Genomic DNA, 25,454 nt, shown 5'->3' with positions numbered 1-25,454 from the left:
CTCCTCGGCTCGGCGCGTGCGGGCATGTCTCGGCTGTACCCGGTGGTCGCGCGCTCGTCCTGCGGGGACACCCCGCCCCGTCCCCCCACCCCTCATGCCGTCGCTGTCGGAGCCCTGCCGTGGGGCGGGGACACGCAGGAGGGTCCCCGCAGGACGAGCGCGCAACCCGGGCCGTCTGGCCGTGACGAGCCCGGACGCGCCGAGCCGAGGAGACCCTCGTGCGGGGCACCGCCCCACACCACCCAGCCCCGCCGGCGATTGAGGCGCGGGTCCGGGCGGAGCCCGGCATGGATCCGGACCCGCCGCACACCGCCAAGCCCCCCGCAAGGGACCGAGGCAAGGGCAGAGCCGTACCGCACACCGCCGAGCGGACCGCAGGTCACACGGCGGGTACGCAGCGGCCTTCCTCCGTGCGGTACTGCCACTTGGCTCCGGTGGTGACCAGTTCCCTCACGGCGCCGACGAAGCGGTCGACGTGCTCGTCGGGGGTCCCGGCGCCGAAGCTGACGCGGATCGCGTTCAGCGAGCGCTCCCCCGGCGCCGCCTCGGGGGCTCCGCATTCGCCCTGGGCCTGCGGCTCGCTGCCCAGCAGGGTGCGGACCAGCGGGTGGGCGCAGAACAGGCCGTCGCGGACGCCGATCCCGTACTCGGCGGACAGCGCGGCGGCGAAGTGGGAGCTGTTCCAGCCGTCCACCACGAAGGAGATGACGCCGACCCGCGGGGCGTCGTCCCCGAAGAGGGAGAGGATCCGGACCGCCGGGACCTCCGCCAGGCCGCTGCGGACCTTCGCGATGAGGTGCTGCTCGCGGGCGACGAGGTTCTCGAAGCCGGCCTCGGTCAGGGCCTTGCAGGCCGAGGCGATGGAGTAGACGCCGATGACGTTCGGGGAGCCGGCCTCGTGGCGGGCCGCGGTGGTGTGCCACTCGACGTCCACGCCGCCGTCCTCGCGCCGGGCCACCTTGCGGGAGGCCCCGCCTCCGGCCAGGTACGGCTGCGCTTCCTGCAGCCAGTCCGCGCGTCCGGCGAGCACGCCCGAGCCGAAGGGCGCGTAGAGCTTGTGCCCGGAGAAGGCGACCCAGTCGACGTCCAGCTCCTGCACGGAGACGGGGTGGTGCGGGGCCAGTTGGGCGGCGTCCAGCACGATGCGCGCGCCGTGGGCGTGCGCGGCGGCGGCGAGTTCCTTGACCGGCCACAGCTCGCCGGTGACGTTGGAGGCGCCGGTGACGCAGACCAGCGCGGGACCGTGAGGGTCGCGGTCGGCGAGCGCCCGCTCCAGGGTGGCGACGGCCTCGGCGGGGGTGCGCGGCGCGTTGAGGTAGGTGACCTGTGCGTCGACCCACGGCAGCAGGGAGGCGTGGTGCTCGGTCTCGAAGACGAACACCTGGCAGTCGGCGGGGAGTACGGCGGCGAGCAGGTTCAGCGAGTCGGTGGTGGACCGGGTGAAGACGACCTGGTCGGTGGGCCGGCAGTCGAGGAACTCGGCGACGGTGACCCGGCTCTGCTCGAAGAGGTCGGTGGAGAGCTGCGAGAGGTATCCGGCGCCGCGGTGCACGCTGCCGTAGTACGGGGCGTACGCGGCCACGTCGTCCCAGACCCGCTGCAGGGCGGGGGCGCTGGCCGCGTAGTCGAGGGCCGCGTAGGTGACCTCGCCGCCGGTGACGAGCGGGACGGTGACGTCCCGGCCGAGGACCGCGAGCGGCTCGGCACAGGCGGGGTCGACGGTGGCTGCGGCGGTGGTGGCGACGGCGGCGTTCAGGGTTGCGGACATGGCGGTGTCTCCCGGCAGGCAGGGCTGAATGGCTTCGGTGTGCCCGTACGCGGGTACGGCGCTGCGGCCGTCCGGGGTACGGGAGGGTCCTCGGTCCGCGCTGGGCGGGGGTACACGGAAGTGACCCTGATCCGAGGGGTGAAGTAGGGGCGGAGCCGCCCTATCGCATTCGCTTGCTCACGGAAAAAGCTCCTCGAGAAGACCAGGACCCCTGGCGTCGAGGGATCCGCGCTTGCCGTAGGCCTTGCTGCCTACGACCTGGTCATCACCCGGGGCACCCCGCCACGGAAGGAGGGTTGCCGGACAGCAAGCCGGGGCCTAAACGCTGTCACTCGTGACCTGGTCAGCATCCTGCCACAAGATCGCCCGAACGCAAGACCCCGGTCCGAATGGCGGACCGGGGTCGTTGCTTTCACGCCGTTCTCACACCGCTACGCGTTGCTGGCCGTCACCCAGCGTTCCAGGGCCGCCCGCGCCGCACCCGAGTCGATGGACTCCGCCGCACGGGCGATACCGGCCGTGATCTGCTCCTCCAGGCTGCCGGGGCCCGGGTCGAGGGCCACCAGGGCCGCCGCCGAGTTCAGCAGCACGGCGTCGCGGACCGGTCCGGTCTCGCCGGCCAGCAGGCGGCGGGCCACGTCCGCGTTGTACGAGGGGTCCCCGCCGGCCAGGGCGGAGACGTCGACCAGGGAGATGCCCACGTCACGGGGGTCGAAGGCCCGCTCGGAGACCTTGCCGTCGCCGACCCACCAGATGCGCGAGGTCGACGTCGTGGTCAGTTCGTCCAGGCCGTCGTCACCGCGGAAGACCAGCGCGGACGAGCCCCGCTCGGCGAGCACGCCCGCGATGATCGGGGCCATCCGGGGATCGGCCACGCCGGTCGCCTGGGCGCGCACCCGGGCCGGGTTGGTCAGCGGGCCCAGCGCGTTGAAGAAGGTCCGGATGCCCAGTTCCTTGCGGGCCGCGGCCACATGGCGCAGTGCCGGGTGGAACTTGACCGCGAAGCAGAAGGTGATGCCGGCCTCCTCGGCGACCTCCACGACCCGCTCGCGGCTCAGCTGGAGGTTGACCCCGAGCTTTTCCAGGACGTCCGAGGAGCCGCTCGCGGAGGACGCGGCCCGGTTGCCGTGCTTGACGACCTTGGCGCCGGTACCGGCCACCACGATCGCCGACATCGTGGAGATGTTCACCGTTTTGGCCCCGTCGCCGCCGGTGCCGACGATGTCCACCGTGCGGCCCGGCACCTCGATCAGGTTGGCGTGCGCGTACATCGCCCGTACGAGGCCGTTGATCTCCTCGACCGTCTCCCCCTTGGCCCGCAGCGCGACCGTGAAGCCGGCGATCTGGGCGTCGGTGGCCTCCCCCCGCATGATCCGGTCCATGGCCCAGGCGGTGTCCTCCGCACGCAGGTCCCGGCCGGTCAGCAGAGCGTCGAGAACGCCCGGCCAGCCACGGGCCGCCACGCTGTCGCCGCCTGCCGGGGTCGCAACGTTCATGGTCCGCTCCTGCTGTCGGTGGGCCGTCCCCATATTCTGGCGCCCACGTCTGATCGGTCAGGGTTCAGCCTATCCAGCCCCGGTTACGGCAAAGAGCCCCGTCCAGACACTGGACGGGGCTCTCGCCGTGGCGACACCAGGACTGACCGGAATCAGTCCCTCATGCGTTCATACGGGGATCAGTGGTGGCCGTGGCCGGCCTGGATCTCCTTGTATTCCTCCACCGTGGGCTTCGGAATCTGGTTGTTCTCGCCGTAGAAGCCCTTGCTGAGCTTCGCGCGCAGCTTCTCGGCGGCCTTCACCTTGCGCTCGACACCGTTCTCGTCGACCGTCGGGCCGATCTCGATCGGCTTGTACTGCTCGTGCGCGGTGAGCTTGTGCAGCTGGCCCGCCGGGAGCGGCTCGTGGACCTCGACGAACTCACCGTGCGGCAGACGCTTGATGATGCCGGTCTCGCGACCGTGCAGCACCTTGTCGTGGTCCCGGCGCTGGAGGCCGAGGCAGATCCGCTTGGTGACGATGAAGGCGAGGACCGGGACGACGAAGAAGCCGATCCGGACGAACCAGGTGATCGAGTTGATCGACAGGTGGAAGTACTGGGCGAACATGTCGTTGCCACCGCCGATGAGGAGCACGATGTACTCCGCGATCCAGGCGACACCGAAGCCCGTACGGGTCGGGACGTTGCGCGGGCGGTCCAGGATGTGGTGCTCGCGCTTGTCCCCGGTGACCCAGGACTCGATGAACGGCCAGGCGGCGATCGAGCCCAGCACAAGCGGGAAGAGCAGCAGCGGGATGAAAACGCCCAGGACGAGCGTGTGGCCCCACAGGTTGATCTCCCAGCCGGGCATGGCTCGGATCAGGCCTTCCGGCATACCCATGTACCAGTCGGGCTGCGCACCGGTGGACACGTGGTCCGGGCGGTACGGGCCGAGCGCCCAGATCGGGTTGATCGTGGCGATGGCCGCGACGGCCGCGATGACACCGAAGACCAGGAAGAAGAAGCCTCCGGCCTTGGCCATGTAGACCGGCAGCAGCGGCATGCCGACGACGTTGTTGTTCGTCTTGCCGGGACCCGCGAACTGGGTGTGCTTGTGGTAGAAGACCAGGATCAGGTGGGCCACGAGCAGGCCCATCATGATGCCGGGCAGCAGCAGGATGTGCACCGAGTAGAACCGCGCGACGAAGTCGCCGCCCGGGAACTCCCCGCCGAACAGGAACATCGACAGGTACGTGCCGACGACCGGGACGGACAGGATGGCGCCCTGCATGAAGCGGACACCGGTACCCGAGAGCAGGTCGTCCGGCAGCGAGTAACCGGTGAAGCCGGTGAACATGCCGAGGACCAGCAGCAGGAAGCCGAAGATCCAGTTGACCTCACGCGGCTTGCGGAACGCGCCGGTGAAGAAGACGCGCATCATGTGCACGATCATCGCCGCGACGAAGATCAGCGCCGCCCAGTGGTGGATCTGACGGATCAGCAGGCCACCGCGGACGTCGAAGCTGATGTCCAGCGTCGAGGCGAAGGCCTCGGACATCATGACGCCCTGCATCGGCACGTACGAGCCGTGGTACACGACCTCGTTCATGCTCGGGTGGAAGAACAGCGTCAGGTACACACCCGTGAGGATGATGATGATGAAGCTGTAGAGGCAGATCTCACCCAGCATGAAGGACCAGTGGTCCGGGAAGATCTTGCGCATGTTGGCCTTGGCCAGGCCGTAGATGCCCAGGCGGCCGTCCGCCCAGTCCGCTACGCGCTCGCCGGCCGGCGCTTTGCGCTCGTTGTTGTCGCTGGTGCTCATCCGCGCTCCCAGAATGCAGGACCGACGGGCACTTCGAAGTCGCCAAGCGCTTCGAGGAAGCCTTCGTCATTCACGCCGATCCGCAGCTGCGGAAGCGCGTGACCGGCCGGGCCGAAGATGACACGGGCGCCGTCGGAGAGGTCGAAGGTGGACTGGTGGCACGGGCAGAGCACGTGGTGCGTCTGCTGCTCGTACAGGCTGATCGGGCAGCCGACGTGGGTGCAGATCTTGGAGTAGGCCACGATCCCGTCGTGGGACCACTCCAGTTCCTTCTTGTCCTTGATGTCGTCCGGCTGAATGCGGACGATCATCAGGGCAGCCTTGGCGATCTGGACCTGGAAGTCGTGCTGCTCCTCCTCCAGGCCTTCCGGCCTGGCGAAGGTCAGCGACCCGACGAGCACGTCCTCGGGACGCAGCGGCTCGTTGGTGTTGTCGTTGATGAGCAGCTTGCCCTTGGCCCACAGGGTCTTGCGGAGCTTCTCCTCGGGCAGCGGGCCCAGGTCGCGCAGCAGCATCACGCCGGCGAGCGGCACCATGGCCATCGCACCGAGCAGCGTGTTGCGGATCAGGGGCCGGCGGCCGATGCCGGACTCGCTCGCGCCGTCGGCGAAGTCCTGCAGGACCTGCGCCTTGACCTCCGGCGGGGCGGCGATCTCGTGGCGCTCGGCGGCTACCTCGACGTCGGACATCAGGGTGCGGGCCCAGTGGACCGCGCCCGCGCCGATGCAGAAGAGGGCCACGCCCAGGGTCATGCCCAGGGAGAAGTTGAGCGCGCTGACCTTCCCGATGGGGAAGATGTACACGATCTTGTCGACCGGGAAGATCACGTAGGACGCGATGAAGCCGATCGTCGCCAGCATCGACAGGATGAAGAGCATCGCGACGGTGCGCTCGGAGCGCTTCGCCGCCCGCTCGTCGATGTCCTGGATGCGGGGCTTGTGGACCGGCAGGCCCGGGTCGGCGAACGGGTCGTCCGCGACCGCTACGCCACCGTGGTGGGCGTCGCCCTGCTCGCTCGGCAGGTGCTTCTCTTCGGGAATCTCTTGGCTACTCATGACTTCTTGGCCTTAGCGGTGTGGGCCGCGACCCAGACGGCGACAGCGATCAGCGCACCCAGGGCGAAGATCCAGCCGAACAGACCCTCGGAGACGGGGCCGAGGCCACCGAGCTTCAGGCCGCCGGGGCTGGTCGACTTCTCGCCGTTGACGTTCTGGAGGTACGCGATGATGTCCTTCTTCTGCTTCTCCGGCATGGTGCTGTCGGGGAAGGAGGGCATGTTCTGCGGGCCGGTCTGCATGGCCTCGTAGATGTGCTTCGGCGAGACACCCTCAAGGTTGGGGGCGTACTTGCCGTTCGTCAGCGCGCCGCCTTCGCCGGTGAAGTTGTGGCACTGCGCGCAGTTGTTGCGGAAGAGCTCACCACCGTTGGCGATGTCGGCGCCCGCCGGGTCGTACTGCTTCGCGGTCGGCGTGATCGGACCGGCGCCGAGGGACGCGATGTACGCGGCCAGCTGGTCGATCTGCGCCTGCTCGTAGATGACGGGCTTCTTCGGCACCTGGGCGCCGGGCTGCTGGGCGGGCATGCGGCCCGTGCTCACCTGGAAGTCGACGGCCGCGGAGCCGACGCCGACCAGGCTCGGGCCGTCAGAGGAACCCTGACCGCCGGTTCCGTGGCAGCTTGCGCAACCCACGGCGTAGAGCTTCTTGCCCTCCTCGATGGCGAGGGACTGGGCGGTTTCATCGGCCTGCGCCTTGCCCGCGGGGGCGAAGGCGGCGTACAGCCCCCCAGTGGCCGCCAGCGCGAGGAGTAGAACGACGACCGCCGCCAGCGGATGGCGTCGTCGTGCGGAGAGCTTTTTCACGGATTACCCCGGTGTCAGGATCTTCTGCGTCGGTGTGTCTGGATGGAGTGCCGGGTCTTGCCCGGTGACGTGTTCGCTACTTGATCAGGTAGATCGTCGCGAAGAGGCCGATCCAGACGACGTCGACGAAGTGCCAGTAGTAGGACACGACGATGGCCGACGTGGCCTGTTCGTGGGTGAACCTCTTGGCCGCGTACGTCCGGCCGAGGACCAGCAGGAAGGCGATGAGACCGCCCGTCACGTGCAGACCGTGGAAGCCGGTGGTCAGGTAGAACACCGAGCCGTAGGGGTCCGACGAGAGGGACAGGCCCTCATGCTTGACCAGCTCGGTGTACTCGAACACCTGGCCGCCAATGAAGATCGCACCCATGACGAACGTGATGATGAACCACGTCCGGAGCTTCTTCACGTCACCGCGCTCGGCGGCGAATACGCCGAGCTGGCAGGTGAGCGAGGAAAGCACCAGGATCGTCGTGTTCGTCGCCGAGAAGGGAAGATTCAGGGCTTCGGCCTGTTTCGTCCAGAACTCGGGACCCATCACGGATCGCAGGGTGAAGTACATCGCGAAGAGGGCCGCGAAGAACATCAGCTCGGAACTCAACCAGATGATGGTTCCGACGCTGACGAGGTTCGGCCGGTTGACCGTCGGGTGCGCGTGCCCGGTATCTACTGTCGTTGCTGTCGCCACGACCGACATTATGTCGGTCGCTTATCCCGCCCTCACCCCGGGGGGTGCCGTTCGGAGTGTCAGGGGCGTGTGCAAGGCCCGAACGGCCCATCAGATGAGCCCTGCGCGCCGTCACCTGCGACATGTTCGAACCGATGTTGACGGCGCACCGGGAGGAGTAGCATCCCGCGCAACATCAACGTGATTCACGGCCACGTGGAGGAACGAAATGCGGGCGACTGCGCGGGTTCTGGTCTACAGCGACGACGCGGGCACCCGGGAGCAGGTGCGGCTGGCGGCAGGACGCAGGCCCGCCGAGGACCTGCCGCCGGTGGAGTTCCTGGAGTGCGCGACGCTGCCGGCGGTCCTGACGGAGCTGGACGCGGGCGGAATCGACGTGTGCGTGCTGGACGGCGAGGCGGTTCCGGCCGGGGGCATGGGCGTGTGCCGGCAGATCAAAGACGAGATCTTCCGGTGTCCGCCGGTGCTGCTGCTGATGGGGCGCCCCCAGGACGCCTGGCTGGCCACGTGGAGCCGCGCGGACGCCGCCGTGACCCTTCCGGTGGACCCGGTGCAGTTCGCGGACACCCTGGCGGGCCTCCTGAGGACCCGTCTGTCCCTGGACGCCTGATCCGTCCCGCGGGCCCCGTGTGTGCCCGTGTGTGCCCCGCAGGGGCCCGTACGGGTGAATGGGCCGGGATTCTCCCCCCCCGGACGGCGTCCGGGGGGAGAGGCCGGCCCGGGGCCACCTAGACGGTGGGGCGCAGGCGGGCCTGGTCGACCGGGCTGCGGCCTTCCTGGGTGCCCTTGAGCAGGGCGCTGCCCTGGCGCCAGTCCTTCCAGTCCATGTTCCAGTCGCCGAAGCCGTTGCCGAAGACGTCCATGTCGTCGCCGATGCTGTTGATCACCTTGACGACGTCGCCCTCGGTGATGTTCTCGTAGAACCAGGCGGCGTTGCCGGTGCTCATGCCGGTGCAGCCGTGGCTGACGTTCTCGTAGCCCTGGGAGCCGACGGACCACGGCGCGGCGTGGACGTATTCACCACTCCAGGTGACGCGGGTGGCGTAGTAGACGGGCAGGTTGTAGTACTCGCTGCCGCCGATGCCGACGGTGTCGCCGCGCATCTGTACGAAGTACTGCTTGCCCAGCACCACCTTGATGCCGTTGCGGGTGGAGAAGCCGGGCTTTCCGGTGGTCACCGGGATGGTGTTGATCACTTCTCCGTTGCGCCGGAACGTGAGGTAGTGCGAGGAGGCGTCGGTGGTGACCTCGACCCGGTCCCCGATCTCCAGCTTCAGCGGCTTGGCGACGGCCCCGTGGAGTTCGTCGGTGATCCTGACGCCTTCCAGGTTGCTCCGTACGGAGACGGCGGAGTTGGCGGGCCAGTAGTCCTTGGGCCGGTAGTGGAGGTTCTTGTCGTCCACCCAGTGCCAGGCGCCCTCGACGCCGGGCGGGGTGTCGACGACGAGGCCCCGTTCCACGATGGCGCGGGCGGCCTTGTCCTTGACGGGCTCACTGAGTTCGGCGGTGATGGGCTGCCCGACGCCGTACTTGCCCTCGTCCGGGCCGAACTCGACCTTCAGGATCCCCTTGGACGGGGTGGTGTCGAAGGTGAGCGTGCGCTGGCCGGGGGCGCCCCGCTCGTCCTCGGTGCTCACGGTGACCGTGTAGCGGACGCCTGAGGCCATCGGGGTCGTGCTGTGCCAGCGGTCCCCCTTGGCGCTCAGTTCGCCCGCCAGGCGGCGGCCGTGGGTGTCCACGGCCAGCACATCGGTGATCCGGCCGCCGCCGCTCTTGGCGGTGATTTCCAGGGGCCGGTCGGGGTTCACGGGGCGGTTGCCGGCGCTCTGGTTGAAGGCGACCTGATCGCCCGCGTCGTACGGGCGGGCTGACAGCGGGTTCTTGTCGCCGGACCCGCATGCGGTGGCGCCGGCCCCGAGGGACGCGACCAGCAGGGAGCAGCTGAGTACCGTCCAAAGACGCGGTGAGTGCTTCATGGAGCCAACGCTATGAAGATATGACAAATCCGGCGCGCGGGGTGACTGCAAACGAGGGGCCCGGGCTCCTCCCGAAGGAGGGGCCCGGGCCCCAAGTGCTGCGCGGCGCGGCCGCGGAGGTGCTGCTACTGGTTCTGGTTCTCACCGCGGTAGTACTCGTACACCCAGCCCCACAGGCCGATCATGATGATCGGGGCCGAGAAGTACATGAGCCACCAGCCGAAGACGACGCCCATGAACGCGAGCGCACCGCCGATGCCCAGCGAGAGCGGCTGCCAGCTGTGCGGGGAGAAGAACCCCAGCTCGCCCGCCTCGTCGGCGACGTCGGCCTCCAGGTTGTCCTGGGCCATCTCGTCGACACGCTTGGCCGTGAAGGCCAGGTAGTAGCCGATCATGACGCTCAGGCCGAAGGCCAGGAAGAGCGCGGTGGTACCGACGGGCTCCTTCGACCACACGCCGTACACGACGGCCATGATCAGGATGAAGAAGGAGAGCCAGAGGAACATCTTGCCCTGGATCTTCACTTGCCGGCCTCCTTGCCACCGGTGACGGCCTTGGCGGCGACGCTGTGGTCCTCGAGGTGGTCGAGGGCCGCGATCTCAGGGTGGTGCAGGTCGAACGCCGGGGACTCGGAACGGATCCGCGGCAGGGTGAGGAAGTTGTGCCGCGGCGGCGGGCAGGACGTCGCCCACTCCAGCGAACGGCCGTAACCCCACGGGTCGTCGACCTCGACCTTCTCGCCGTACTTGGCCGTCTTCCAGACGTTGTACATGAACGGCAGCATCGACAGGCCGAGCACGAACGAGCTGATCGTCGAGATCGTGTTCAGCGTGGTGAAACCGTCGGCGGCGAGGTAGTCCGCGTAACGACGCGGCATTCCCTCGGCGCCCAGCCAGTGCTGCACCAGGAAGGTGCCGTGGAAGCCGATGAACAGCGTCCAGAACGTCATCTTGCCGAGGCGCTCGTCCAGCATCTTGCCCGTGAACTTCGGCCACCAGAAGTGGAAGCCGGCGAACATCGCGAACACCACGGTGCCGAAGACGACGTAGTGGAAGTGCGCGACGACGAAGTACGAGTCGGAGACGTGGAAGTCCATCGGGGGCGAGGCCAGGATGACGCCGGTCAGACCACCGAAGGTGAAGGTGACCAGGAAGCCGATCGTCCAGAGCATCGGGGTCTCGAAGGACAGCGAGCCCTTCCACATGGTGCCGATCCAGTTGAAGAACTTCACACCGGTCGGTACCGCGATCAGGAAGGTCATGAAGGAGAAGAACGGCAGCAGCACGCCACCGGTGACGTACATGTGGTGGGCCCACACGGTCACGGAGAGGCCGGCGATCGCGATCGTCGCGGCGATCAGGCCGATGTAGCCGAACATCGGCTTACGGCTGAAGACCGGGATGATCTCGGAGACGATTCCGAAGAACGGCAGCGCGATGATGTACACCTCTGGATGCCCGAAGAACCAGAAGAGGTGTTGCCATAGCAATGCGCCGCCGTTCGCGGCATCGAACACATGCGCACCGAACTTGCGGTCGGCCTCCAGCGCGAAGAGCGCGGCGGCCAGCACCGGGAAGGCGAGCAGGACCAGGACACCGGTCAGCAGCACGTTCCAGGTGAAGATCGGCATGCGGAACATCGTCATGCCGGGTGCGCGCATGCAGATGATCGTGGTGATGAAGTTGACCGAGCCGAGGATGGTTCCGAAGCCGGAGAAGGCCAGACCCATGATCCACATGTCGGCGCCGATGCCCGGCGACCGGACCGCGTCCGACAGCGGGGAGTAGGCGAACCAGCCGAAGTCGGCGGCGCCGTTCGGCGTCACGAAGCCGGCCACAGCGATGGTCGAGCCGAAGAGGTACAGCCAGTACGCGAACATGTTCAGCCGCGGGAACGCCACGTCGGGCGCACCGATCTGCAGCGGCATGATCCAGTTGGCGAAGCCCGCGAAGAGCGGGGTGGCGAACATCAGCAGCATGATCGTGCCATGCATGGTGAACGCCTGGTTGAACTGCTCGTTCGACATGATCTGCGTGCCCGGACGGGCCAGCTCGGCGCGCATGAAGAGCGCCAGCACGCCGCCGATGATGAAGAACACGAACGACGTGACCAGGTACATCGTGCCGATGGTCTTGTGGTCGGTCGTGGTCATCCACTTCACGACCACATTGCCCGGCTGCTTGCGCCGTACCGGCAGCTCGTTCTCATACGAGTCGGCGGCGGCACCCTGGGATTCGTTGAGGATGCTCACAGTTTGTTCACTTCCGCATTCCGGGCCGGGTCGGTCTGCTGGATGCCGGCCGGGAGGTAGCCGGTCTGACCCTTCTCCGCCAGATCCTTCAGGTACGCCCGGTACTCCTCAGGGGAGACCACCTTGACGTTGAAGAGCATCCGGGAGTGGTCAACGCCGCAGAGCTCGGCGCACTTGCCCATGAAGGTGCCGTATTCGGACGGGGTGACCTCGAAGACGTTCGTGTGGCCCGGAATGACGTCCTGCTTGAACAGGAACGGGACCACCCAGAAGGAGTGGATCACGTCGTTCGACGACAGGATGAAACGGACCTTCTCGCCCTTGGGGAGGACCAGGGTCGGACCCGGGTTGCCCGTCTGGGGGTTCTTGTCGCCCGGGACACCCTTCTGGTAGACGCCTTCGGCGCCCGCCGGGAAGTCCTTGGTGAAGCGGTCCGGGATGGAGGCCAGCTCCTTGGGGACCGCACCCGCCTTCGGGGTCGCCGCGTCGCCGTCGACGTTCTCGACGTAGTTGAAGCCCCAGCTCCACTGGAAGCCGATCACGTTGATCGTGTGCGGCGGCTTCGGGGTGAGGGCCAGGAGCTTCGACTCGTCACGAGCGGTGAAGTAGAAGAGCACCGAGACGATGATGAGCGGGACCACGGTGTACAGCGCCTCGATGGGCATGTTGTACCGGGTCTGCGCGGGGACCTCGATCTTCGTCCGGCTGCGCCGGTGGAAGATGATGCTCCAGATGATCAGGCCCCACACGAGGATGCCCGTCACCAGCGCGGCCGCCCAGGATCCCTGCCACAGGGAGAGGATGCGCGGCGCCTCCTCGGTTACCGGAGTCGGCATTCCGAGGCGGGGGAAGTCTTTCCATGTATACGAGCAACCAGTGGCGGTCGCCAGGACCACGCCCGCAGTCAGCGCCTGCAGCAGCTTCCGCCGCATCGGGCGCCGCGGCGAGCGGTCGGAGCCGTAGGGACTCACGTAGCGCCTTCCCGAGAGTCTCGGCCCGCGCGGCCGGCCGCGGCCGTGTTCGGGTCGGTCGCCGGCCCTGACGCAGGCAGGGGTTTGGATGTTTATGCGGACCAAACCCTACTGGACGCTATTTGGGGTCGCGCGGGGAGGGTGCCCAACGCGCCGCTACTGCCCCCGAAGGGATGGATCCGCCGTCCGGGGGACAGCGCGAATGGCCCTGAATGGCGGGCTCCGGAGCACATCTGACGCCCCCTGACCTCGAACGCTGCGGGCCTCGCGTTAGCGTGACCGGATGCCGTACTTCGACAGCGCGTCCGCCGCTCCCCTGCACCCCGTGGCCCGCCAGGCGTTGCAGGCCGCCCTGGACGAGGGCTGGGCCGATCCGGCCCGGCTCTACCGGGAGGGCAGGCGCGCCCGGCTGCTGCTGGACGCGGCGCGGGAGGCCGCCGCGGAGGCGGTGGGATGCCGGGCCGACGAGCTCGTGTTCACTCCTTCGGGGACGCACGCGGTTCACACGGGAGTGGCGGGGGTCCTCGCAGGGCGCCGGCGCGTCGGAAGTCATCTGGTCGTATCGGCGGTCGAACACAGTTCTGTATTGCATGCGGCCGAGGTGCACGAGGCGGGCGGCGGGACGGTGACCGAGGTCCCGGTGGACCGGTGGGGCGCGGTGACGCCCGCCGCCTACGCGGACGCGCTCGCCCCGGAGAGCGCCCTCGCCTGCCTCCAGTCGGCCAACCACGAGGTGGGCACGGTCCAGCCGGTGGCGGAGGTGGCCGAGGTCTGCGCGGCGGCCGGGGTGCCGCTGCTGGTGGACGCGGCCCAGTCGCTGGGCTGGGGTCCGGTGGAGGGCGCCTGGTCCGTGCTGGCCGCGAGTGCGCACAAGTGGGGCGGCCCGCCCGGGGTCGGCCTGCTGGCGGTCCGCAAGGGGGTGCGCTTCTCCCCCCAAGGGCCTGCGGACGAGAGGGAGTCGGGGCGCTCCCCCGGTTTCACGAACCTGCCAGCGATCGTGGCCGCGGCGGCTTCCCTGCGGGCCGTACGGGCCGAGGCGGACGCGGAGGCGGCCCGGCTGCGGGTCCTGGTGGACCGTATCCGGCGGAGGGTGGTGCGGCTGGTCCCGGACGTGGAGGTGGTGGGCGATCCGGAGCGGCGGCTGCCGCACCTGGTCACCTTCTCCTGCCTGTACGTCGACGGGGAGACGCTGCTGCACGAGCTGGACCGGGCCGGTTTCTCGGTCTCCTCCGGCTCCTCGTGCACGAGCTCCACGCTGACCCCCAGTCACGTGCTGCGGGCGATGGGCGTGCTGTCGGAGGGGAACGTACGGGTGTCCCTGCCGCCGGGGACCCCGGCGGAGGAGGTCAACGCGTTCCTGGAGGTGCTGCCGCGCGCGGTGGCGGACGTACGGGAACGGCTCGGCGTGTCGGAGCCCCCGGCGGTGGCGCCGGTGGCGGACTCCCTGGAGCTCGACGCGCTCGGGCTGCGGTGCCCCCAGCCGGTGATCGAACTGGCCCGGGCCATCGTGACGGTCCCGGTGGGCGGGACCGTCACGGTCGTCTCCGACGACGAGGTGGCGCGGCTGGACATCCCGGCGTGGTGCGCGATGCGGGGCCACACGTATGTGGGCGAGACCCCCCGCGAGGTCGGCTCGGCGTACACGGTCCGCCGAGCCACCTGACCCGGCCCGCCCCCATCCGGCTGCGCCAGATCCAGCCCCTCCGGCGTTTGAGGAGCGGGGTCTGGGGCGGAGTCCCAGGAGACCCGGCTCCGCCGGACACCGGGCTCCGCCCGGACCCTCCCCCAGCTACCGCTGGGAGGTGCCCCTGCTCAAACGCCGGAGGGGCTGGATCTGGCCGGGCTCACCACCAGTGGGGCTGCAGTGGGGTGGGCCCTTGGGGCGAACGTCGAAGCCGCGGGAGCCGCGGGAGCGGGTCCCGCGGATCCGGGGCGACGGCGGTCAGGCGAGGTGGGCGCGGACTTCCGCTGCGGCTTCGTCGCCGTAGGCCTTGGTGAAGCGCTCCATGAAGTGGGCACGGGCCAGCGCGTACTCCTGGGTGCCCAGGGTCTCGATGACCAGCGTCGCGAGCATGCAGCCCAGCTGCGCCGCACGCTCCAGGCCGACGCCCCAGCCCAGACCGGTCAGGAACCCGGCGCGGAACGCGTCGCCGACACCCGTCGGGTCGACCTTCGCGGTCTCCTCCGGGCAGCCGACCACGATCGGGGCCTCGCCGACGCGCTCGATCCGGACGCCGTTGGAGCCCAGCGTGGTCACGCGGGTGCCGACCTTCGACAGGATCTCCTCGTCGGTCCAGCCGGACTTCGACTCGATGAGGCCCTTCTCGTACTCGTTCGAGAAGAGGAAGGTCGCGCCCTCCATCAGGGTGCGGATGTTGTCGCCGTCCATCCGGGCGATCTGCTGCGAGAAGTCGGCGGCGAAGGGGATCCCGCGCGTGCGGCACTCCTCCGTGTGGCGCAGCATCGCCTCGGGGTCGTCCGCGCCGATGAGGACGAGGTCGAGTCCGCCGACCCGGTCGGCCACGGACTTGAGCTCGATCAGCCGGGCCTCGCTCATCGCGCCCGTGTAGAAGGAGCCGATCTGGTTGTGGTCGGAGTCCGTGGTGCACACGAAGCGCGCGGTGTGCAGCACCTCGGAGATCCGGACGGACTCGGTGTCGACGCCGTGCCGGTCCAGCCAGGCGCGGTATTCGTCGAAGTCGGAGCCGGCGGCTCCGACGAGGATCGGGCGGGTGCCGAGCTGCCCCATACCGAAACAGATGTTCGGGCCGACCCCGCCCCGCCGGACGTCGAGGTTGTCGACGAGGAAGGAGAGGGAGACCGTGTGCAGCTGGTCCGCGACCAGCTGGTCGGCGAAACGGCCGGGGAAGGTCATGAGGTGGTCGGTGGCGATGGAGCCGGTGACTGCGATGCGCACGGCGAGGACGCTCCTGCTGAGGACGGCGAGGGACAGTCAAAACTACCCGGTAAGCAGCCCCGGGCTGTACCCCGGAAACTACCCCTTAGTAGGTCTTTCTTCGCCAGAGTTCCGATGCCTACGGTGCCTGCATGACCTATACCGACGGTTTCGGCTACTCCGAGTACACCGCCGACAAGCGCGGCGCGGAAGCCCCACGACAGCCCGGTTTCGCCCGCCTGCTGGGTGACTGCGCCCGGATGGCCCCGCACTGGGCGGTTCCGGCGGGTCCCCGGCCGGTCCGCGTGGCCCCTTCGCAGATCCACGGGATCAGCGTCCCGCCGGCCTCTGCGCGGCTGATCGCCTCCACGTCCGTGTACGGGGACCAGTAGGAGGGAACCGGTTGCGCTCCCGCTCCGTCACACCCGCATCAGGTACGACGGGACCGGTGAAGGAGCGATGCGGTGACCAGCGAAGGACCCGACGACACATCACGCGGAACACGGCGGCGGCCCGCCTGGGCCGTCGGTTCGATCGCGGCCGCCGTCCTGCTCGCGGGCGGCGGTGGCGCGTACTGGGCGTCGACCGCCTACGGCGACGGCGGGCCGGGCCACCGTACGGGTGACAGCACGGCGTCCGCGCCCCGCGACGCGGGAGACCCCTCGGGGCCGGGCATCGCGCCCGGGGAGCCCGACCCGTCCGGCGGCGGGGTGGTCTACCGGGCCGACGTGAAGCTTCCGGAGGCTCCGGCCGACGCGCCCGCCTACGCGCTGGCCGGCGAGGTCACCTCGGCGGAGGTGGCCCGCCTCGCGGCGGCTCTGGGCCTGCCGGGCGAGCCGCGCCTGAGCGGGGACGTCTGGCTGGCCGGGGAGGCCGCCGACGGCTCCGGGCCCCGGCTCACGGTGGCCCGTACGGCGCCGGGGACGTGGAACTTCGCCCGTTTCCAGGCTCCGGGCAACGGCAACAACAACGGCGCCGGGGACGACTGCGTGCGCGGCAAGGACACCTGCGGCCCGGCCACCCTCCCGCAGGACGCGGGGGCGAGTGCGGGCGGCGGGGCCGAGACCGGCAAGCCGGTGTCGGAGGAGGCCGCCAAGGCCGCGGCGGCCCCCGTACTGGCCGCCGCGGGGGTGGCGGGAGCCACGCCCGACGCCCGGTTCAACCAGGGTTCGGTACGGGTGGTGACCGCCGACCCGGTGGTCGACGGGCTGCGCACGCACGGCTGGGCCACGAAGGTCAGCGTGGGCTCCGACGGCTCGGTGGTGGGGGGCAACGGGGAGCTGAAGGCTCCCGTACGGGCGGCCTCGCAGCAGGTGGTCGGGGCCGTGGAGGCGCTGGCCCGGCTGAACGCGAAGTCGGGTGGCAGGGAGGGCAACCCCGAGCCCAGCGGATGCGCGAGCGCGGTCCCGCTGATGGCGGACACCCCGGTGCCGGCCACGGACACGGTGCCGTGCAACCCGGAGCCGCGGCCGATGAAGCCCCCGCGGACGGAGACGGTGAAGGGCGCCGTGCTCGGGCTGGTTCCCGGCACGGTGAACGGGGCGCAGGGTTTGGTTCCGGCCTGGCTCTTCGAGGTGGCGGGCCAGGGCGGCGCGCCCGGTCACACGGTGGTGCAGCCGGCGGCGGCCGCCCAGGAGAGCACTCCCGGCCCGAAGGACCTGCGCACGGTGACGGGATTCTCGTACGCGGAGGCCGACCGGAAGCTGACCGTGAACTTCTGGGGCAGCGTGTGCAGCACGTACGCCGTGGAGGCGCGGGAGCAGAAGGAATCGGTCCTGGTGAAGATCACGGACACCCCGAACAAGCCGGGCCAGGCCTGCATCATGCTGGCGCAGGAGATGTCCTTGACGGTGACGCTGGAGCAGCCGCTGGGCGACCGGAAGGTGCTCGACGCGGCCACGGGCAAGCCGCTCCCCCGGCAGTAGCCGAGGTCCCGGGCAGGGCCCGGGACCGGGTATGACACGAGGGCCCGCCCCCGGTCGGATTCGACCGGGGGCGGGCCCTCGTGGGCGTCCGCGCTTAGCTGAACGAGTCGCCGCAGGCGCAGGAGCCCGTGGCGTTGGGGTTGTCGATCGTGAAGCCCTGCTTCTCGATGGTGTCGACGAAGTCGATGGAGGCACCGTGGAGGTACGGAGAGCTCATCCGGTCCGTGACGACCTTCACACCGTCGAAGTCCTTCACGACGTCGCCGTCGAGGGAGCGCTCGTCGAAGAAGAGCTGGTAGCGCAGGCCGGAGCAGCCACCGGGCTGGACGGCGACGCGGAGCGCCAGGTCATCGCGGCCTTCCTGCTCCAGCAGGGTCCTGACCTTCTCGGCGGCGGCGTCGGACAGGAGGATGCCGTCGCTCACAGTGGTCTTGTCGTCCTGTACGGACATCTGCATTCACTCCCGAAGTGGGCGGCTCCCCGCCTGAGGCGGGGAAACGTCGGACTCTTGCCGTCGGTGGCAACGAGCGGGACCACGGATTCATTCCGGGACCCGACGCTTGTTTCAGATATTCCATGCTCGCACACCGCGCGTGGGGGTGGACCCGGCGAATCGTGGGCTGATGCGTCACATTGACACTATCGGCATCGTCAAACTGACGTGAAGCGGTTATGATAGATAACGTCAAATAGACGAGAAGTCGAAGTGATGATCCAGAAGTCCCTTGTCGCAGAACAGAAAGGGTGCGTGTCGTGACCACCGCCCAGCCTTTGGACGTCCAGCCGACGCCCCTTGCCCTGCTGCTGCTCGGCCGTGAGGCCGACCCCAAGAGCGAGCGCGGGGTGGAGTGCCCCGGCGACCTGCCCTCGCCGTCGGACCCGAACCTCGTGGAGCGCGCCCGCGCGGCCAAGGAGAAGCTCGGGGACAAGGTCTTCATCCTGGGCCACCACTACCAGCGTGACGAGGTCATCGAGTTCGCGGACGTCACCGGCGACTCCTTCAAGCTGGCCAAGGACGCGGCCGCCAAGCCGGAGGCCGAGTACATCGTCTTCTGCGGCGTGCACTTCATGGCCGAGTCCGCGGACATCCTGACCTCGGACGACCAGAAGGTGGTCCTGCCGGACCTGGCCGCCGGCTGCTCGATGGCCGACATGGCCACCGCCGAGCAGGTCGCGGAGTGCTGGGACGTGCTGACCGAGGCCGGCATCGCCGACGCCACGGTGCCCGTCTCGTACATGAACTCCTCCGCCGACATCAAGGCCTTCACCGGCAAGCACGGCGGCACGATCTGTACCTCGTCCAACGCGAAGAAGGCCCTGGAGTGGGCGTTCGAGCAGGGCGAGAAGATCCTCTTCCTCCCGGACCAGCACCTGGGACGCAACACCGCCGTCCGCGACATGGGCATGTCCCTGGACGACTGCGTGCTCTACAACCCGCACAAGCCGAACGGCGGCCTGACGGTCGAGCAGCTGCGGAACGCCAAGATGATCCTGTGGCGCGGGCACTGCTCGGTGCACGGCCGGTTCTCGGTCGACTCGGTCAACGACGTCCGCGCCCGGATCCCCGGCGTGAACGTCCTGGTCCACCCCGAGTGCAAGCACGAGGTCGTGGCGGCCGCGGACTACGTCGGCTCGACGGAGTACATCATCAAGGCGCTGGAGGCGGCCCCGGCCGGTTCCAAGTGGGCCATCGGCACGGAGCTGAACCTGGTCCGCCGCCTGGCGAACCGATTCGCCGCCGAGGACAAGGAAGTCGTCTTCCTCGACAAGACGGTCTGCTTCTGCTCGACGATGAACCGCATCGACCTCCCGCACCTGGTGTGGACCCTGGAGTCCCTGGCCGAGGGCAACCTCGTCAACCAGATCCAGGTCGACAAGGAGACGGAGAGCTTCGCGAAGCTCGCGCTGGAGCGGATGCTGGCGCTCCCGTAGCCGCCGCCTCCCCCGCACACGCCCGAAGGGCCGCCCCTCGAGGAGCGGCCCTTCGGCCGTTGTGCGGGGGGTGTCAGGCCTTGGCCGGGACCTCTTCCTCCGTGGCGGAGGGGGCCGGGACCACCGTCAGACGCGCCTCGCGCTTCGCCGAGCGCTTGGCGCGGCGGCGCTCCTTGCGGAGCTCGACCATCGTGTAGAGGGTCGGCACGAGCAGCAGCGTCAGCAGGGTGGAGCTGACCAGGCCGCCGATCACCACGACCGCGAGCGGCTGCGAGATGAAGCCGCCCTCGCCGGTGACGCCCAGCGCCATCGGGAGCAGCGCGAAGATCGTCGCGAGGGCCGTCATCAGGATCGGGCGCAGCCGGTGGCGGCCGCCCTCGATGACCGCTTCCACGACGCCGAGGCCCTGGGCGCGGTACTGGTTGACCAGGTCGATCAGGACGATCGCGTTGGTCACCACGATGCCGATGAGCATCAGCATGCCGATCATCGCCGGGACGCCCATCGGGGTGCCGGTGGCGATGAGCAGGCCGAGTGCGCCGGTCGCCGCGAACGGGATGGAGACCAGCAGGATCAGCGGCTGGATCAGCGACCGGAAGGTCGCGACCAGCAGCATGAACACGATCGCGATGGCGGCGAGCATGGCCAGGCCCAGCGAGCCGAAGGCCTCGTCCTGGTCCTCGGAGACGCCGCCGATGGATGCGGTGGCACCCTCCGGCAGGTCCAGGGCCTTGAGCTTGGTCTGCAGCTCGGCGCTGACCGCGCCGGTGTTGTCGCCGAGCGGCCGCGCGGTGACGGTGGCGGCGCGGGCGCCGTCGATCCGGGTCATCGCGACCGGGCCGGGGACCTCCTTGACCTCGGCGATGTCGCCGAGCTTGACCGGGCCGACCGGGAGCGCCTGCAGTTCGGCCAGGGTGGTGGCCGGCTGCGCGGACCTGATGACGATGTCCCGCTCGGTGTCGTCGAGCACGGCCTTGCCCGCCGGGTTGCCCCGGACGGCCTGCGCGACGATCGCGCCGAGCGCGGCCTGGTTCAGTCCGGCCTCGGCCGCCTTGGGGGTGGCGGTCACGGAGATGCGGGGCACGGACTGGGACAGGTCGCTCTGCACGTCGGCGACGTTCTTGAGCTTCGCGACCTCGCCGCGGACCTGCTCGGCGGCCTCGGCGAGGACCTTGCCGTCACCGGCCTTGACGACCACGCTGAGGTTCTGGCTGCCGAAGCCGTCGCCCGCCACGATGCGGGTCTCGCCGATGCCGTCGAGGGCGGCCAGCTTGCCCTCGATGCCCTTCTTGACGGCGTCCGCCTTGCCGGAGTCCTTGAGGCTGACCTGGTACGAGGCCTGGTTGGAGCCCGTACCGCCGCCGAAGGCCGCGAGGAAGCCGGAGGAGCCGACGGTGACCTGGTAGCTCTTGACCCCCTCGACCGAGGCCAGCACCTGCTCGATCTTGCGGCTCGCCTCGTCGGAGGCGGCCAGCGAGGTGCCGGGGGCGAGTTCCTGCTTGACCGTCAGGACCTCCTGCTCGCCCTGGTCGAAGAAGTTGGTCTTCAGCATCGGGGTCATCCCGAAGGTGCCGAAGAGGACGACCACGGCGATGGCCACACTGGTGAGCCGGCGCCGGGTGGCGAAGCCCAGGACGCGGACGTAGAGGAGCTGGAGGCGGCTGCGCGCCTCCTTCTCCTCGGCCTCGCGGCGGGCCTTGGCCGCGCTCTCGGCGTTCCCGGGCTCGACGCCCTTGGGGGCGCTCAGGAACCAGTACGAGAGCACCGGTACGACCGTCAGCGAGACGAGCAGCGAGGCCAGCAGGGCCGCGGTGACGGTGAGCGAGAAGGAGCCGAAGAGCTCGCCGATCATGCCGTCGGTGAGGCCGATCGGCAGGAAGACGGCGACGGTGGTGAGGGTGGAGGAGGTGACCGCGCCGGCGACCTCCTTGACCGCGGTGATGATCGCGGCCTCGCGCTCCTCGCCGTAGCCGAGGTGGCGCTTGATGTTCTCCAGGACCACGATCGAGTCGTCGACCACGCGGCCGATGGCGATGGTGAGGGCGCCCAGGGTCAGCATGTTGAGCGACAGGTCGCGGGTCCACAGCACGATGAGCGCGAGGACGACGGACAGCGGGATGGAGACCGCCGTGACCAGCGTCGAGCGCAGCGAGGCCAGGAAGACCAGGATCACGATCACCGCGAAGAGCAGGCCGAGCATGCCTTCGGTGGTGAGGCTGGAGATGGACTTGGCGACGGCCGGGCCCTGGTCGCTGACGACGGTCAGGTCGGCGCCGGCGCCGAGCGCGGAGCGCAGCTCGGGCAGCTTGTCCTTGACGGCGTCGGAGATGGCGACGGCGCTGCCGTCCTTGTCCATGGTGAGGACGAGGGCGAGGCTGGGCTTGCCGTTGGTGCGCGTGATGGAGACGGCCTTGGCCGGCTCCTGCTTCACGGTGGCGACGTCGCCGAGGCGGACGGCGGGCTTGCCCGTGCCCGGGGTCAGGCGCAGCTCCTCCAGCTGGGCGAGGGAGGTGTAGCCGCCGCCGACGCGCACGGTGCGGTTCTTGCCCGCCTCGTCGAAGGAGCCGGCGGGGACGGCCGCGCCGCCCGCCTGGAGGCCCTCGGCGAGCTTGGCGCCGTCGAGGCCGGCGGCCGCGAGCTTGGCGTTGTCGGGGGTGACGGTGACCTGGAGGTCTTGGACGCCGTCGACGGTGACCTGGCCGACGCCCTCGATGTCCGAGAGGACGGGGACGACGGAACGTTCCAGCTGGTCGGCGAGCGCCTGCTGGTCCTTGTCCGCGGTGACGGCCAGGATGACGGTCGGGATGTCGTCCGTGGAGCCGGCCACGACCTGCGGGTCCACCTCGGCGGGCAGCCGGACGCGGGCCCGGTTCACGGCCTGCTGGACGTCGGCGACGAGCTGCTTGGTGCCGCTGTCGCCGTAGTCGAAGGTGGCCATGATGAGGGCGTTGCCCTCGCTGGCGGTCGAGGTGATGCCGGTGATGCCGTCGACGCCCTTGAGCATGGACTCGATCGGTTCGACGACCTGCTTCTCGACCACGTCGGGCGAGGCGCCCTGGTACGGCGCGAGCACGGACACCATCGGCAGTTCGATGGAGGGCAGCAGCTGCTGCTTGAGCTGCGGGATGGCTATGGCGCCGAAGAGGAGCGCGACGATCGACACGAGGCCGACCAAGGCCCTTTGGGCCAGGCTGAAGCGGGACAGCCACGACATGGGTATGAGATCTCTCTGCAGTGACGAACGCGAGGGCACTCCTACCCTGTCGCACCGCGGTGGCGCGTTTCGTCGCTCGCAGGTGCCGTCCTTATGTGCGGCATACCGCGTCTGGAGTACGCCGTACCGGGCGGTGCTACTCCGCGCGTGGGCGGACCAGTCCTGATTCGTAGGCAATAACCACCAATTGGGCCCGGTCGCGGGCGCCGAGCTTGGCCATGGCCCGGTTCACGTGGGTCTTGACGGTCAGCGGGCTGACCTCCAGCCGCCCGGCGATCCCGTCGTTCGACAGCCCGGCCGCGACGTGTACGAGGACCTCGCGCTCCCGGACGGTCAGCGCGGCGAGCCGCTCCGCGTGCGCCCCGGCCGAGCCTGCGGCGGCGGCCGGGTCGGCGCCGCCGCCCTGGGCGAGGAAGGTGGCGATGAGCCCTTTGGTGGCGGCCGGGGAGAGCAGGGCCTCGCCGGCCGCGGCGACGCGGATGGCGTTGAGCAGTTCCTCGGGCTCGGCGCCCTTGCCGAGGAAGCCGGAGGCGCCGGCCCGCAGGGCCGAGACCACGTACTCGTCGACCTCGAAGGTCGTCAGCATCACGACGCGCACGCCGGCCAGTTCCGGGTCCGCGCTGATCATGTGGGTGGCGGCGAGCCCGTCGGTGCCGGGCATCCGGATGTCCATGAGGACGACGTCGGGGCGCAGCCGGCGGGCGAGCTCGAAGGCCTGCGCCCCGTCGGAGGCCTCCCCGACGACCTCCATGTCGGGCTCGGAGTCGACGAGCACCTTGAAGGCACTGCGCAGCAGCGCCTGGTCGTCGGCGAGCAGCACCCTGACGGGCGCGGCGGAGGGCAGGTCCGTCGCAGTGTGGTCCACGGGGTGAGCGTACGCGGGAGCGCCGGCCGCCCGTTCAGCCGAGGGCGAGGACGATCAGGGCGGTGGTCGCCGCGACCTCTGCCAGGGCGCCGAAGACGTCGCCGGTGACCCCGTCGAAGCGGCGTACGCAGCGGCGGAGCAGCACTTCCGCGGCGAGCAGGGCGGCCAGGACCGCCGCCGCGCTCCGGCCGGCGGCGGGCAGGCCCAGCGGGAGTGCGGCGGCCGCGGCCAGGGCGGTGACGAGCACGGCGATCAGGACGGCGGCGCGCCGCGGGACCACCCCGGCGACGGCGGCGCCGAGTCCCCCGGGGCGGGCCGCCGGGACGCCTTCCCGGCAGGCCAGGGTCATGGCGAGGCGGGCCGCCACGGCGGCGACCACGGCGGCGAGGGCGCCGCGGATCCAGCTGTCGGCGTAGATGTCGGACAGGGCGGCCACCTGCAGGAGCAGCACGATCACCAGGGCCACGACGCCGAAGGGGCCGATGTCGGACTGTTTCATGATCCGCAGGGCCTGGTCGGCGGGTTTGGCGCTGCCGAGGCCGTCGGCCGTGTCGGCGAGGCCGTCGAGGTGCAGTCCCCGGGTCAGCGCGGCCGGTACGGCGACGGTGAAGGCCGCGGCGAGCAGCGGGCCTCCGCCGAGCAGCAGCAGGAGCGCTCCGGGCAGGGCCGCGAGGACGCCTACGACCAGCCCGGCGAGCGGGGCGCAGGCCATTCCGGTGCGGGCGGCGGGGCGGTCCCAGCGGGTGATGCGGGCGGGCAGCACGGTGAGGGTGCCGAACGCGAAACGGATGCCGTCGAGGAACGAGGCGCGTTCCGGGGGCGGCATCAGGGGCGGGCCGTCGTACGAATCTGTCATCGGCGGGAACGGTACCCGCTCAGCACGAGCGGTAAATTACCCATTACATGCCAAATAGGGAGTCCGTGGGATGGGTCACTGGTGGTATCGGAACATCGTCGAACCGGGGAAGCTGCCGCTCCTGCTCGCCCTGCTCTCCTTCGTGATGTCGTTCCTGGTCACCCGTGTGATCACCCGGACGATCCGGGCCGGCCGGGGCCCCTTCAAGAACGTCACCCCGGGCGGTCTGCACATCCATCACGTGGTGCCGGGCGTGATCCTCGTGATCATCGGCGGTTTCGGCGCGGTCGGCAGCGGCCGGTACGGCTTCGGCGCGTGGGCATCCGCCGTGATCTTCGGCCTGGGCGCGGGCCTGGTCCTGGACGAGTTCGCGCTCATCCTGCACCTCGACGACGTCTACTGGAGCGAGCAGGGCCGCAAGAGCGTGGAGCTCGTGGTCGTCACGGCCGCCATCGTGGCCCTGGTCATCGGCGGTTTCGTGCCCTTCGGGGTGAACGACCTGTCGAGCGAGGAGCGTCAGAGCCGCGGCCTGGTCGTCATGAACGGGGCCACCAACTTCTTCCTCTCCCTGCTCGCCCTGTGGAAGGGCAAGGCGCGCACCGCGCTCTTCGGCCTGGTCGTGCCCTTCGTGGCGCTGGTCGGCGCGATCCGGCTGGCCCGGCCCGGATCCCCGTACGCGAAGCGGTTCTACGCGAACCGGCCGCGCGCCCGGGCCAAGGCCGGGCTGCGCGCCTTCCACCACGACCGGCGCTGGGCGCGGCCGCGCCGCAGGTTCGAGAACTTCATCGGCGGGACCCCGGACCCGGATCACCGCGTCTCCCTGGAGAAGCCGCCTCCGCACTGACGACGGCGGCGGGGGGGGGGGGGGGGGGGGGGGGGGGGGGGGGGGGGGGGGGGGGGGGGGGGGGGGGGGGGGGGGGGGTGAGGAAGAAAGTGTAGGAGGTGGGGTT

Annotated in this window: 21 protein-coding genes and 1 riboswitch; of the genes, 6 read left to right on the top strand and 15 right to left on the bottom strand. The window is 69.9% G+C overall.

The window, feature by feature from the left end; genetic code table 11:
* Window positions 1-379 precede the first annotated feature (379 nt).
* The 6 genes from ACZ4YL_RS28955 to ctaE form a co-directional block, all read right to left on the bottom strand.
* On the bottom strand, window positions 380-1,768 hold the full coding sequence (locus tag ACZ4YL_RS28955) for an aminotransferase class V-fold PLP-dependent enzyme (RefSeq protein WP_468120602.1): 1,389 nt from the start codon (window positions 1,766-1,768) through the stop codon (window positions 380-382).
* Between the two features lie 223 nt (window positions 1,769-1,991).
* Window positions 1,992-2,108: riboswitch (SAM riboswitch) on the bottom strand.
* Window positions 2,109-2,199: 91 nt separating this feature from the next.
* Entirely contained in the window at window positions 2,200-3,264 is a 1,065-nt protein-coding gene (gene trpD, locus ACZ4YL_RS28950) for an anthranilate phosphoribosyltransferase (protein ID WP_468120600.1), read from the bottom strand.
* 179 nt (window positions 3,265-3,443) lie between these two features.
* Entirely contained in the window at window positions 3,444-5,069 is a 1,626-nt protein-coding gene (gene qcrB / locus ACZ4YL_RS28945; protein ID WP_468120599.1) for a cytochrome bc1 complex cytochrome b subunit, read from the bottom strand.
* Complete coding sequence (gene qcrA / locus ACZ4YL_RS28940; RefSeq protein WP_468120598.1) at window positions 5,066-6,124, bottom strand: cytochrome bc1 complex Rieske iron-sulfur subunit; 1,059 nt, start codon at window positions 6,122-6,124, stop codon at window positions 5,066-5,068. Before qcrA ends, qcrB begins: the two co-directional genes overlap by 4 nt.
* Window positions 6,121-6,930: a cytochrome bc1 complex diheme cytochrome c subunit gene (qcrC, locus tag ACZ4YL_RS28935; RefSeq protein ID WP_150257119.1), complete on the bottom strand. Its 810-nt coding sequence runs from the start codon at window positions 6,928-6,930 to the stop codon at window positions 6,121-6,123. Before qcrC ends, qcrA begins: the two co-directional genes overlap by 4 nt.
* A 76-nt stretch (window positions 6,931-7,006) precedes the next feature.
* The gene (gene ctaE / locus ACZ4YL_RS28930; RefSeq protein WP_266390758.1) at window positions 7,007-7,627 is read right to left on the bottom strand and encodes an aa3-type cytochrome oxidase subunit III; all 621 of its coding nucleotides are present in this window, start codon (window positions 7,625-7,627) and stop codon (window positions 7,007-7,009) included.
* Window positions 7,628-7,826: 199 nt separating this feature from the next.
* On the opposite strand from ctaE, the gene ACZ4YL_RS28925 reads away from it, so the two are divergent.
* Window positions 7,827-8,228 (top strand): hypothetical protein, encoded by a 402-nt coding sequence (locus tag ACZ4YL_RS28925; protein ID WP_468120595.1) that lies wholly within the window; start codon window positions 7,827-7,829, stop codon window positions 8,226-8,228.
* Between the two features lie 118 nt (window positions 8,229-8,346).
* On the opposite strand, the gene ACZ4YL_RS28920 is transcribed toward ACZ4YL_RS28925, so the two are convergent.
* From ACZ4YL_RS28920 to ctaC, 4 genes are all read right to left on the bottom strand, one after another.
* Entirely contained in the window at window positions 8,347-9,594 is a 1,248-nt protein-coding gene (locus tag ACZ4YL_RS28920; RefSeq protein ID WP_468120593.1) for a L,D-transpeptidase, read from the bottom strand.
* Window positions 9,595-9,719: 125 nt separating this feature from the next.
* Window positions 9,720-10,118, bottom strand: a complete 399-nt coding sequence (locus ACZ4YL_RS28915; RefSeq protein ID WP_030016443.1) for a cytochrome c oxidase subunit 4 — start codon at window positions 10,116-10,118, stop codon at window positions 9,720-9,722.
* Window positions 10,115-11,845: an aa3-type cytochrome oxidase subunit I gene (gene ctaD / locus ACZ4YL_RS28910; protein WP_468120591.1), complete on the bottom strand. Its 1,731-nt coding sequence runs from the start codon at window positions 11,843-11,845 to the stop codon at window positions 10,115-10,117. The genes ACZ4YL_RS28915 and ctaD overlap by 4 nt, the downstream gene beginning before the upstream one ends.
* The gene (ctaC, locus tag ACZ4YL_RS28905) at window positions 11,842-12,816 is read right to left on the bottom strand and encodes an aa3-type cytochrome oxidase subunit II (protein WP_468120589.1); all 975 of its coding nucleotides are present in this window, start codon (window positions 12,814-12,816) and stop codon (window positions 11,842-11,844) included. The genes ctaD and ctaC overlap by 4 nt, the downstream gene beginning before the upstream one ends.
* 283 nt (window positions 12,817-13,099) lie before the next feature.
* On the opposite strand from ctaC, the gene ACZ4YL_RS28900 reads away from it, so the two are divergent.
* Window positions 13,100-14,479 carry an aminotransferase class V-fold PLP-dependent enzyme gene (locus ACZ4YL_RS28900; RefSeq protein WP_468120587.1) on the top strand — a complete coding sequence of 460 codons (1,380 nt, stop codon included), beginning with the start codon at window positions 13,100-13,102 and terminating at the stop codon, window positions 14,477-14,479.
* A 279-nt stretch (window positions 14,480-14,758) separates the two neighbouring features.
* Here the strand turns inward: ACZ4YL_RS28900 and ACZ4YL_RS28895 are convergent, their stop codons facing one another.
* On the bottom strand, window positions 14,759-15,733 hold the full coding sequence (locus tag ACZ4YL_RS28895; protein ID WP_382549762.1) for a carbohydrate kinase family protein: 975 nt from the start codon (window positions 15,731-15,733) through the stop codon (window positions 14,759-14,761).
* Window positions 15,734-15,864: 131 nt separating this feature from the next.
* Here ACZ4YL_RS28895 and ACZ4YL_RS28890 point away from each other — a divergent pair, with 131 nt between their 5' ends.
* Window positions 15,865-16,104, top strand: a complete 240-nt coding sequence (locus tag ACZ4YL_RS28890) for a hypothetical protein (protein WP_301371632.1) — start codon at window positions 15,865-15,867, stop codon at window positions 16,102-16,104.
* Window positions 16,105-16,176: 72 nt separating this feature from the next.
* Complete coding sequence (locus ACZ4YL_RS28885; protein ID WP_468120585.1) at window positions 16,177-17,637, top strand: hypothetical protein; 1,461 nt, start codon at window positions 16,177-16,179, stop codon at window positions 17,635-17,637.
* 94 nt (window positions 17,638-17,731) lie between these two features.
* Here ACZ4YL_RS28885 and erpA read toward each other — a convergent pair whose 3' ends face one another.
* Entirely contained in the window at window positions 17,732-18,088 is a 357-nt protein-coding gene (gene erpA, locus ACZ4YL_RS28880) for an iron-sulfur cluster insertion protein ErpA (RefSeq protein WP_030010511.1), read from the bottom strand.
* Window positions 18,089-18,381: 293 nt separating this feature from the next.
* Between erpA and nadA the strand changes: the two genes are divergently transcribed.
* The gene (gene nadA, locus ACZ4YL_RS28875; protein ID WP_109778567.1) at window positions 18,382-19,569 is read left to right on the top strand and encodes a quinolinate synthase NadA; all 1,188 of its coding nucleotides are present in this window, start codon (window positions 18,382-18,384) and stop codon (window positions 19,567-19,569) included.
* Window positions 19,570-19,642: 73 nt separating this feature from the next.
* On the opposite strand, the gene ACZ4YL_RS28870 is transcribed toward nadA, so the two are convergent.
* From ACZ4YL_RS28870 to cobS, 3 genes are all read right to left on the bottom strand, one after another.
* Window positions 19,643-22,783: an efflux RND transporter permease subunit gene (locus ACZ4YL_RS28870; protein WP_468120583.1), complete on the bottom strand. Its 3,141-nt coding sequence runs from the start codon at window positions 22,781-22,783 to the stop codon at window positions 19,643-19,645.
* A gap of 136 nt (window positions 22,784-22,919) precedes the next feature.
* Window positions 22,920-23,648, bottom strand: a complete 729-nt coding sequence (locus ACZ4YL_RS28865; RefSeq protein ID WP_468120581.1) for a response regulator — start codon at window positions 23,646-23,648, stop codon at window positions 22,920-22,922.
* Window positions 23,649-23,682: 34 nt separating this feature from the next.
* The gene (gene cobS / locus ACZ4YL_RS28860) at window positions 23,683-24,504 is read right to left on the bottom strand and encodes an adenosylcobinamide-GDP ribazoletransferase (RefSeq protein ID WP_468120579.1); all 822 of its coding nucleotides are present in this window, start codon (window positions 24,502-24,504) and stop codon (window positions 23,683-23,685) included.
* Window positions 24,505-24,574: 70 nt separating this feature from the next.
* On the opposite strand from cobS, the gene ACZ4YL_RS28855 reads away from it, so the two are divergent.
* Window positions 24,575-25,348 (top strand): hypothetical protein, encoded by a 774-nt coding sequence (locus ACZ4YL_RS28855; protein WP_468120578.1) that lies wholly within the window; start codon window positions 24,575-24,577, stop codon window positions 25,346-25,348.
* The last annotated feature ends 106 nt before the right edge of the window (window positions 25,349-25,454 follow it).

It is taken from the genome of Streptomyces sp. NPDC030021 (genome assembly GCF_055574035.1).
This window is presented reverse-complemented; position numbering and strand designations above follow the sequence as displayed.

Excerpts from the sequence above, each read along its gene's own strand:
- ACZ4YL_RS28955 (WP_468120602.1), bottom strand. The coding sequence starts at position 1,768 with ATGTCCGCAACCCTGAACGCCGCCGTCGCCACCACCGCCGCAGCCACC.
- trpD (WP_468120600.1), bottom strand. The coding sequence starts at position 3,264 with ATGAACGTTGCGACCCCGGCAGGCGGCGACAGCGTGGCGGCCCGTGGC.
- qcrB (WP_468120599.1), bottom strand. The coding sequence starts at position 5,069 with ATGAGCACCAGCGACAACAACGAGCGCAAAGCGCCGGCCGGCGAGCGC.
- qcrA (WP_468120598.1), bottom strand. The coding sequence starts at position 6,124 with ATGAGTAGCCAAGAGATTCCCGAAGAGAAGCACCTGCCGAGCGAGCAG.
- ctaE (WP_266390758.1), bottom strand. The coding sequence starts at position 7,627 with ATGTCGGTCGTGGCGACAGCAACGACAGTAGATACCGGGCACGCGCAC.
- ACZ4YL_RS28925 (WP_468120595.1), top strand. The coding sequence starts at position 7,827 with ATGCGGGCGACTGCGCGGGTTCTGGTCTACAGCGACGACGCGGGCACC.
- ACZ4YL_RS28920 (WP_468120593.1), bottom strand. The coding sequence starts at position 9,594 with ATGAAGCACTCACCGCGTCTTTGGACGGTACTCAGCTGCTCCCTGCTG.
- ACZ4YL_RS28900 (WP_468120587.1), top strand. The coding sequence starts at position 13,100 with ATGCCGTACTTCGACAGCGCGTCCGCCGCTCCCCTGCACCCCGTGGCC.
- ACZ4YL_RS28890 (WP_301371632.1), top strand. The coding sequence starts at position 15,865 with ATGACCTATACCGACGGTTTCGGCTACTCCGAGTACACCGCCGACAAG.
- erpA (WP_030010511.1), bottom strand. The coding sequence starts at position 18,088 with ATGTCCGTACAGGACGACAAGACCACTGTGAGCGACGGCATCCTCCTG.
- ACZ4YL_RS28870 (WP_468120583.1), bottom strand. The coding sequence starts at position 22,783 with ATGTCGTGGCTGTCCCGCTTCAGCCTGGCCCAAAGGGCCTTGGTCGGC.
- cobS (WP_468120579.1), bottom strand. The coding sequence starts at position 24,504 with ATGACAGATTCGTACGACGGCCCGCCCCTGATGCCGCCCCCGGAACGC.
- ACZ4YL_RS28855 (WP_468120578.1), top strand. The coding sequence starts at position 24,575 with ATGGGTCACTGGTGGTATCGGAACATCGTCGAACCGGGGAAGCTGCCG.